The sequence below is a fragment of the Isoptericola sp. NPDC060257 genome (genome assembly GCF_042726645.1).
Classification (GTDB): Bacteria; Actinomycetota; Actinomycetes; order Actinomycetales; family Cellulomonadaceae; genus Isoptericola; species Isoptericola nanjingensis.
Genome location: NZ_JBHXAW010000194.1, coordinates 1 through 8,620, shown reverse-complemented (window position 1 = coordinate 8,620; position 8,620 = coordinate 1). Strand labels below are relative to the sequence as shown.

Here is an 8,620-nt window from a genome sequence, read left to right as displayed (position 1 = left end):
GAACTGCCGACGTGAGCGCGAACTGCCGCCGCGACGCGGAGACGGAGCCGTCACGCCTCCAGCAGCACCGCCGACCCCTGGCCCCCGCCCCCGCACAGCGCGGCGGCGCCCACGGACCCCGGCCCGAGCAGCTCCAGCCGCCGGGCGAGGTGCCCCACGACGCGGACGCCGGACGCCCCGATGGGGTGGCCCAGCGCGATGGCGCCCCCGTGCGCGTTCACCAGCTCGGGGTCGAGGCCGAGCATGTCGACCGACGCGAGCACGACCGCCGCGAACGCCTCGTTGATCTCCAGGGCGCCGAGGTCGCGCGGGGACAGGCCCGCCCGCTCGCAGGCGGCGGCGATCGCGTTCGCCGGCTGCGCGTGCAGACCGACGTCGGGCCCCGCGACGAGCGCGTGGGAGCGCACGCGGACGCCGGACAGCCCGCGTGCCGCCGCCACGTCGTCCGCCACGAGCACCAGGGCCGCCGCGCCGTCGGAGATCTGCGACGCGTTGCCGGCCGTGATGGTGCCGCCCTCGCGGAACGCCGGCCGCAGCCGGCCCAGTCCGTCGAGCGTGGAGTCCGGGCGCACGCCGTCGTCGGTCTCCACCCGCACGGTGCCGCGGCGGCCGGGGACGTCGTAGGGCGCGATCTCCTCGGCCAGCAGGTCCGCCGCCTTGGCGGCCCGCGTGTGCGACGCGACCGCCAGCGCGTCCTGCGCCTCGCGCGTGTTCCAGGCCGCGGCGGCCATCGCCTCGCCGTGCCGCTCGGTGCTCAGCCCCATCGAGTCGTGCTCGAAGGCGTCGGTGAGCCCGTCGTGCGCCATCGTGTCGATCAGCTCGACCGGACCGAACTTCTTCCCGGCGCGCGAGCCGACCCACGCGTGCGGCGCCAAGGTCATCGACTCCATCCCGACCACCGCGACGACCTTCGCCTCGCCGCCCGAGATCAGCCGGTGCGCCTGCACCACCGCCTCCGCCCCGGACAGGCAGACGGCGTTGAGCGTCACGGCCGGCACGGTCATCGGCACTCCCGCGCCGACGCCCGCCTGCCGGGCCGGGTTCTGACCGGCGCCGCCCTGCAGCACCTGCCCGCCGACGACGACGTCCACCTCCCCCGGCTCCACGCCCGCCGCCGCGAGCGCCGCAGCCAGCGCGTGCGCGCCGAGCGTCGTCGCCGGCACGGACGCGAACGCCCCGTTCGAACGCACGAACGGCGTCCGCCGGTACCCCACGATCACGGTCATCGTCGTCCCTCCTCCACCGCCGCGGCCGAGCCGTCGCCCGTCCCGGCGTCGTCTTCCGGATCCTCCTCCAAATCCACGACCAGCTCCGCCTCGGTCGCCTCGCGCACCTCGTCGACGGTCACGCCCGGCGCCAGCCGCCGCAGCACGAACGCGGCCTCGAGGCCGTGGTCGGTGACGTCCAGGACGGCGCGGTCGGTGACGATCCGGTCGACGACGCCCTCCCCCGTGAGCGGCAGCGTGCAGCGCCGGCGCAGCTTGGGCGACCCGTCGCGGGCCACGTGGTCCATGAGCGCGACGATGCGCCGCGCGCCCACGACGAGATCCATCGCGCCGCCCATGCCCTTGACGAGCTTGCCGGGCACGGTCCAGCTCGCCAGGTCGCCGGTCGCGGACACCTGCAGCGCGCCGAGGATCGCGATGTCGATGTGGCCGCCGCGGATCATGGCGAACGAGTCGGCGGCGTCGAAGAAGCTCGCTCCGGGCACCGCGGTGACCGTCTGCTTGCCCGCGTTGATGAGGTCCGCGTCCTCGGTGCCCTCGACCGGGAACGGCCCGATGCCGAGCAGCCCGTTCTCGCTCTGCAGCGTGATCCCCACGCCGGGCGGCAGGTGGTTCGCCACCAGCGTCGGGATGCCGATGCCGAGGTTGACGTAGTCGCCGTCCTGCAGCTCGGCGGCAGCCACGGCGGCCATCTCGTCGCGCGTCCAGGTCATGCCGCACCTCCCGCCGTCGTCGTGTCGCCCACGCTGCTCACCGGTGCGGGGCGCACCGTGCGCTGCTCGATGTCCTTGACCCGCTCGCGCGCGAGCACCAGGCGGTGCGTGTAGATGCCCGGCGTCACGACGACGTCCGGGTCGATCGGCTCGTCGGTGATCTCCTCCGCCTCGACCACGGTGACCCGCCCGGCCGTGGCGATGACCGGGTTGAAGTTCCGCGCCGTGTACCGGTAGACGAGGTTGCCGAACCGGTCCGCGCGGCGCGCGTGCACCAGGGACAGGTCCGCCACGATGGCGCGCTCCAGCACGTACCGGCGTCCGTCGATCTCGTCGACCGGCTTGCCCTCGGCGACGGGCGTGCCGACCCCGGTGGGCGTGTAGAACGCCGGGATGCCCGCGCCTCCCGCGCGCAGCCGCTCGGCGAGCGTGCCCTGCGGCACGAACTCCACCTCGAGCGCGCCGTCCAGGTACTGCTGCGCGAACAGCTTGTTCTCCCCCACGTACGACGACAGCACCCGCCGCACCTGGTCGTTCTCCAGCAGGATGCCGAGCCCCTTGCCGTCCACGCCCATGTTGTTCGACACGACCGTCAGGTCCTTCACCCCGGAGTCGCGCACCGCCTCGATGAGGTCGTTCGGGTTGCCGCTCAGGCCGAACCCGCCGACGGCGATGGTCATGCCGTCGTGCAGCAGGCCGTCCAGCGCGGCCACGGCGCTGGGCTGCAGCCGGTCCACCGTCCTCGACACCGTCATCGTCGTCCCCCGTTCTCCTCGACCGTACGTCCGACGGCGGGGCCGTCGGGAGTGCCTTCCGCGCCCTGCTCCGCCTGCTCGGACCGGCGCAGCACGGCCTCGGCGTGCCGCAGCAGCGGCGCGTCGACCATCTGGCCACCGACGGTGAGCACGCCGGAGTCGACGGCCCTGCCGGCGGGCAGGTCCGCGAGCGCCTCCGCCCGGCCGGACGCCGCGGCGAGCACCTCGCGCGCCCGCTCCACCTCGGCGTCGGACGGCGCGAACGCGGCGCGCACGACGGCGACGTGGCTCGGATGCACGCACAGCGACGCGACGAACCCGCTGGCCGCGGCGTCCTGTGCCTCGGCCCGCAGGCCCGCGAGGTCGTCGAGCTCGAGGTGCACGGCGTCGATCGCGGCCTTGCCCGCCGCGCCGGCCGCGAGCAGCACCGCCGACCGCGCGTGCCGCGCGACGTCGCGGTAGCCGCCGTCGACGAACCGGCTGGAGGTGCCGTGCAGCGACGCCACCAGGTCCTCGGCGCCCCACGCGAGCGCGACGACGTCGGGCCGCGCGGCCAGGGCGGGCGCGGCGAGCACGCCCGCCGCCGTCTCGCACAGCGCGACGACGGCGTACGGGCCGCCGTCCGGCGCGAGCAGCGGACCCACGAACCGGCCGTCCGCCTTGGGCAGCATCACCGTGCGGTACGGCGTGCGGGCCAGGGCGGCGAGGTCGGCGTCGTGCTCGGGGGTGCCGACCGCGTTGACGCGCACGATCACCCGTTCCGGGTCCAGCACCGTGTCCACCAGCGCGGCGCGGGCCGCCTCCTTGCGCCCGGGCGCGACGGCGTCCTCGAGGTCGAGGATCGCCGCGTCGGCGCGGTCCAGGGCCTTGGCGAACCGGTCGGGCCGGTCGGCCGGGCAGAACAGGAGCGCCGGGCCGAGCGTGAACGGGGCGGGGTTCACAGCACGCCCCCGCCGTGCTCGCTGGCGTTCCTGTGCTCGTGCTCCTCGTGGCCCTCGCGCGTCCACATCAGCATCGTCCGCCCCGCCTTCGCCACGACCTCGCCGTCCTGGTTGCGGCCCACGTGCTCGACGGTCACGACGCCCGTGCCGGGGCGCGAGCGCGACAGCCGCCGGTCGACGACCGTCGTCTCCCCGTACAGCGTGTCGCCGTGGAACATCGGGTGCGGGAACGCCACCTCCGTGAAGCCGAGGTTCGCCACGAGGGTGCCGCGCGTCAGGTGCGCGACCGACAGCCCCACCAGCGTGGCCAGCGTGAGCATCGAGTTCACCAGGGGGCGGCCGAACGGCTGCGTCGCCGCCCACGCCGCGTCCAGGTGCAGCCCCTGCGGGTTCATCGTGACGGACGTGAACAGCACGTCGTCCGCCTCCGTCATCGTCCGGCCCGGCCGGTGCACGTACCGCACGTCCGGCTCCAGCTCGTCGTAGTACAGCCCGCGCTGCACCTCGTCACGCATGACGTGCTCCCTCCTCGCTCGTGCTCACGACGCCAGCCCCAGGTCCCGGGCGATGACCATGAGCTGCACCTCCGTGGTGCCCTCGCCCACCTCGAGGATCTTGGCGTCCCGGTAGTGCCGCGCCACCGCGTTCTCGTTGAGGAAGCCGTAGCCCCCGAAGATCTGCGACGCGTCGCGGGCGTTCGCCATCGCGGCCTCCCCGCCCACCAGCTTCGCGACGGACGCCTCCGCCTTGAACGGCTTGCCGTGCACCTGCTTGAGGGCGGCGTCCAGCCAGCACAGCCGCGCGGAGTGCACGCGCGCCTGCATCCGGGCCAGCGTGAACGCGATGTGCTGGTTGCTGCCGATCGCGTGGCCGAAGACCTCCCGCTCCTTCGCGTAGCGCAGCGCCTCCTCGAGGCAGCCCTGCGCGGCCCCCGTGGCCAGGGCCGCGAAGGCGATGCGGCCCTCGTCGAGCGCGCGCAGGAAGTTCGCGTACCCGCGCCCCTGCTCGCCCAGCAGGTTGCCGGTCGGGACGCGGACGCCGTCGAGCGTCAGGGGGTGCGTGTCGGAGGTGTGCCAGCCGACCTTGTCGTAGCTGGGGCCCACCGTGAGGCCCGCCGTGCCCGCCGGCACGAGGAACGACGAGAGCTCGGGATGGGTCGCACCGTCCGCACCCGTGCGCGTCCCGGTCACCGCGGTGACCGTGAGGACGCTGGTGATCGGCGTGCCGGAGTTGGTGATGAACTGCTTGGAGCCGTCGATCACCCACTCGCCCGTACCCTCGTCGAGCCGCGCGGTGGTGCGCGTGGCACCGGCGTCCGACCCCGCCCCCGCCTCCGTGAGGCCGAAGGCGGCGAGCGCACGGCCGTTGACCAGGTCGGGCAGCCAGCGCTGCTTCTGCTCGTCCGTGCCGTGCCGGAAGATCGGCATGATGCCCAGCCCGACGCCCGCCTCGAGCGTCACCGCGATCGACTGGTCCACCCGCGCGAGCGCCTCGACCGCGAGGCACAGGGACACGTAGTCCTTGCCCTGCCCGCCGACGTCCACCGGGAACGGCAGGCCGAACAGCCCCAGCTCGCCCATCTGCTCGATGATCTCGACCGGCAGGCGCCGCTCGGTGTCGTACCGGTAGGCAGCCGGCGCCACCACCTGGTCCGCGAACTCGCGCACCACGGCGCTGAGCTTCCGCTGCTCGTCGCTGAGCACGGTGGACTGGGTCTCGCTGATCATGACGCTCCTCGGGTGTCGGAGTGTGCTGCCGCCACGGCGGGGTCTGCCGGCGCGGGAGCGTGGTCTTCGGGGGTGTCGACGGGTGGGTCGACAGGCTGTTCGGCGGTCGGATCGACGACGGCGACCACCTGGTCGAGGCGCACCTGGTCGCCGGCGCGCACGTCGAGGCGCACGACGCCGCCGACGGGCGCGAGCAGCGGGTGCTCCATCTTCATCGCCTCGACGACGACGACGGGCTGGCCGGCGGCGACGACGTCGCCGTCCGCGACGGGCACGGCGGACACCGTGCCGGGCATCGCGACGCGCACCGGTGCGCGGGTCGCTCCGCCCGCCGCGCCGTCGTCGCCGAGCGCGCGCTCCGCCCGCCGTCGTGCGGCCAGCGCCGCCCGGTCGAGCACCGTGCACGACGACGTCCGCCCGTCGAGGTGCGTCCACACCACCGCCGGCGCTGCCGTGAGCGGGCGGTCGGCCCCGTCGCCCGGCGTGTCGTGGGCGTGTCTCCCGCTCACCGCGGCGACCAGGGTGCGGGTGACGCCGTCGACGGTGAGCAGGTGGCGTCCGCCGGCCGTGCCGCCGAGAGCGCGCAGCGAGGCGCGGACCGGCTCGTCGTCGACGGTGACGACGGCGTCGTGGGGTGTCCCGGTGACGGTGACGGCGTGCTCCGCGCCCGCCGCGTCGACGAGCACCGCGCGGCGCGGCGCGGGCGCGCCGTTGAGCCGCCAGCCGTCGAAGGCGGCCCACGGGCCGGTCGCCGCAGGGGAACCGGCGCCGACGGCGAGCAGTGCCGCCGCGACCAGCGACCTGTCGGGCGTCCGCGCCTCCGCGGCACCCGGTGCGGCGGACCGCTCCGTCACGAAGCGGTCGATGAGCCCGGTGTCGAGGCGGCCGGCGCGTACGTCGTCGTCGGCGAGCAGGTCGCGCAGGAAGCCGGCATTGGTCTCGACGCCCAGCACGACGACGTCGGCCAGCAGCCCGTCGAGCCGTGCGATCGCCTCGGCGCGGGTGGGCGCCCAGGCCACGGCCTTCGCGAGCATCGGGTCGTAGTCGCCGGTCACCTCGGCGCCCGCCAGCAGGCCGCTGTCCAGCCGCAGGGGCGTGGCCCCCGGGCCGGCGGGGGCGCCGGCGTCGTCGTAGCGCAGCACCCGGCCGGCGGCAGGCAGGAACCCCCGCGCGGGCTGCTCGGCGTACAGGCGGGCTTCGACGGCGTGACCGTCCAGCCGGACGTCGCCCTGCGCGAGGCCGAGCGGTTCCCCCGCCGCGACGCGCAGCTGCTGCTCCACGAGGTCGAGACCGGTGACCAGCTCGGTCACGGGGTGCTCCACCTGCAGGCGGGTGTTCATCTCGATGAACCAGAACGCGCCGGGGTCGTCGCCGGGCACGAGGAACTCGACGGTCCCCGCGCCGACGTAGCCCACCGACCGCGCCACCGCGCAGGCCGCCTCCCCGAGCCGGGCCCGGGTCGCGTCGTCGACGGCGGGGGACGGCGCCTCCTCCACCACCTTCTGGTGGCGGCGCTGCAGCGTGCACTCGCGCTCGCCCAGGTGCACGACGGCGCCGTGCGTGTCGGCGAGCACCTGCACCTCGATGTGCCGCGGCCGCTCGACGAGCCGCTCGAGCAGGAGCCCGTCGTCGCCGAACGACGCCGCGGCGACCCGGCGGGCCGACGCCAGCGCGCCCGGCAGCTCGTCCGCGGCGCGCACGACCTCCATGCCCTTGCCGCCGCCGCCCGCGACGGGCTTGACGAGCAGGGGGAACCCGACGTCCGCCGCCGCCGCGACGAGCGCCGCGTCGTCGAGCCCGTCGTCGAGCGTGCCGGGCAGCACGGGCACGTCGTGGGACGCGACGAGGCGCTTGGCCGCGGCCTTGTCCGCCATGGTCTCGAGCGCCTCGACCGAGGGCCCGACGAAGACGACGCCGGCGCGCTCGCACGCCCGCGCCAGGGCGGGGTTCTCGGACAGGAAGCCGTAGCCCGGATGGATCGCGTCGGCGCCGGTCGCGACGGCCGCCGCCACGACCGCCTCGACGTCGAGGTAGCTCTGCGCGGCCGGTGCCGGACCGAGGCGGACGGCGACGTCGGCCTCCCGCACGTGCCGGGCGTCCGCGTCGGCGTCGGAGTACACGGCCACGGAACGGATCCCCAGCCGCCGCAGGGTGCCGATCACGCGGCACGCGATCTCGCCGCGGTTGGCGACGAGGACGGTCGAGAGCTCTCGGGTACCCATCGCCCTCACATCCGGAAGAGCCCGAAGCGGGGCTCGTCGTCGGGGGCGGTCGGGGAGCTGCCGGGCAGCGGCGTGCGGGCGCACACGCCCAGCGCGAGGCCGAGCACGCGGCGGGTGTCGGGCGGGTCGACGATGCCGTCGTCCCACAGGCGCGACGTCGCGTGGTACGGGTCGCCGGCCACCTCGTAGCCGTCGCGGATCTCGGCGCGGAACGCCTCCTCCTCGCCCGCGTCCCATTCCTCGCCCCGGCGGGCGAGCTGGTCGCGTTTCACGGTGGCGAGCACCGACGACGCCTGCGCGCCGCCCATCACCGAGATGCGGGAGCCGGGCCACGACCACAGGAAGCGCGGCGAGTACGCCCGCCCGCACATGGCGTAGTTCCCGGCGCCGAACGAGCCGCCCACGATGACGGTCAGCTTCGGCACGCGGGTGGTCGCGACGGCGGTGACCATCTTGGCGCCGTCCTTGGCGATGCCGCCCGCCTCGGCGTCGCGGCCCACCATGAAGCCGGAGATGTTCTGCAGGAACAGCAGCGGGATGCCGCGCTGGTCGCAGAGCTCGACGAAGTGCGCGCCCTTGAGCGCCGACTCGCGGAACAGCACGCCCGCGTTCGCCAGCACCCCCACCGGGTGGCCGTGGATCCGCGCGAACCCCGTGACGAGCGTGGTGCCGTACTCGGGCTTGAACTCGTGCAGCTCGCTCCCGTCGACGAGCCGGGCGATCACCTCGCGCGGGTCGTAGGGCTGCTGCACGTCCACCGGCACGGCGGCGTACAGACCCTGCGGGTCGACGACGGGCTCCCGGGAGGGCGCGACGTCCCACGCCGGCTCGGGGTCCGACGGAAGCGTGCTCACGATGTCGCGGACCAGGTCGAGCGCGTGCTCGTCGTCCTCGGCGAGGTGGTCGACGACGCCGGAGCGCCGCGCGTGCAGCTCGCCGCCGCCCAGCTCCTCCGCCGTGACGTCCTCGCCGATCGCGGCCTTCACCAGCGGCGGGCCGCCCAGGAAGACCGTGCCCTGCTTCCGCACGATGACGG

8 protein-coding genes are annotated in these 8,620 nt (G+C 75.2%); all 8 read right to left on the bottom strand.

What is annotated here, in order from left to right; all coding sequences use genetic code 11:
- Positions 1 to 50: 50 nt before the first annotated feature.
- Complete coding sequence (locus ACFWEK_RS15215; protein ID WP_430554565.1) at positions 51 to 1,226, bottom strand: acetyl-CoA C-acyltransferase; 1,176 nt, start codon at positions 1,224 to 1,226, stop codon at positions 51 to 53.
- Positions 1,223 to 1,939, bottom strand: a complete 717-nt coding sequence (locus tag ACFWEK_RS15210) for a CoA transferase subunit B (RefSeq protein WP_430554564.1) — start codon at positions 1,937 to 1,939, stop codon at positions 1,223 to 1,225. The genes ACFWEK_RS15215 and ACFWEK_RS15210 overlap by 4 nt, the downstream gene beginning before the upstream one ends.
- Positions 1,936 to 2,694, bottom strand: a complete 759-nt coding sequence (locus ACFWEK_RS15205; RefSeq protein WP_430547697.1) for a CoA transferase subunit A — start codon at positions 2,692 to 2,694, stop codon at positions 1,936 to 1,938. Before ACFWEK_RS15205 ends, ACFWEK_RS15210 begins: the two co-directional genes overlap by 4 nt.
- Complete coding sequence (locus tag ACFWEK_RS15200; protein ID WP_430554563.1) at positions 2,691 to 3,635, bottom strand: HpcH/HpaI aldolase/citrate lyase family protein; 945 nt, start codon at positions 3,633 to 3,635, stop codon at positions 2,691 to 2,693. The genes ACFWEK_RS15205 and ACFWEK_RS15200 overlap by 4 nt, the downstream gene beginning before the upstream one ends.
- The gene (locus ACFWEK_RS15195) at positions 3,632 to 4,150 is read right to left on the bottom strand and encodes a MaoC family dehydratase (protein ID WP_430547695.1); all 519 of its coding nucleotides are present in this window, start codon (positions 4,148 to 4,150) and stop codon (positions 3,632 to 3,634) included. Before ACFWEK_RS15195 ends, ACFWEK_RS15200 begins: the two co-directional genes overlap by 4 nt.
- Before the next feature lie 24 nt (positions 4,151 to 4,174).
- Positions 4,175 to 5,362, bottom strand: coding sequence for an acyl-CoA dehydrogenase family protein (locus ACFWEK_RS15190; protein ID WP_430547694.1), 1,188 nt, complete (start codon positions 5,360 to 5,362; stop codon positions 4,175 to 4,177).
- Positions 5,359 to 7,584, bottom strand: a complete 2,226-nt coding sequence (locus tag ACFWEK_RS15185) for an acetyl/propionyl/methylcrotonyl-CoA carboxylase subunit alpha (RefSeq protein ID WP_430554562.1) — start codon at positions 7,582 to 7,584, stop codon at positions 5,359 to 5,361. The genes ACFWEK_RS15190 and ACFWEK_RS15185 overlap by 4 nt, the downstream gene beginning before the upstream one ends.
- A gap of 5 nt (positions 7,585 to 7,589) precedes the next feature.
- On the bottom strand, positions 7,590 to 8,620 hold a 1,031-nt coding region (locus ACFWEK_RS15180; protein WP_430554561.1), incomplete at its 5' end, for a carboxyl transferase domain-containing protein.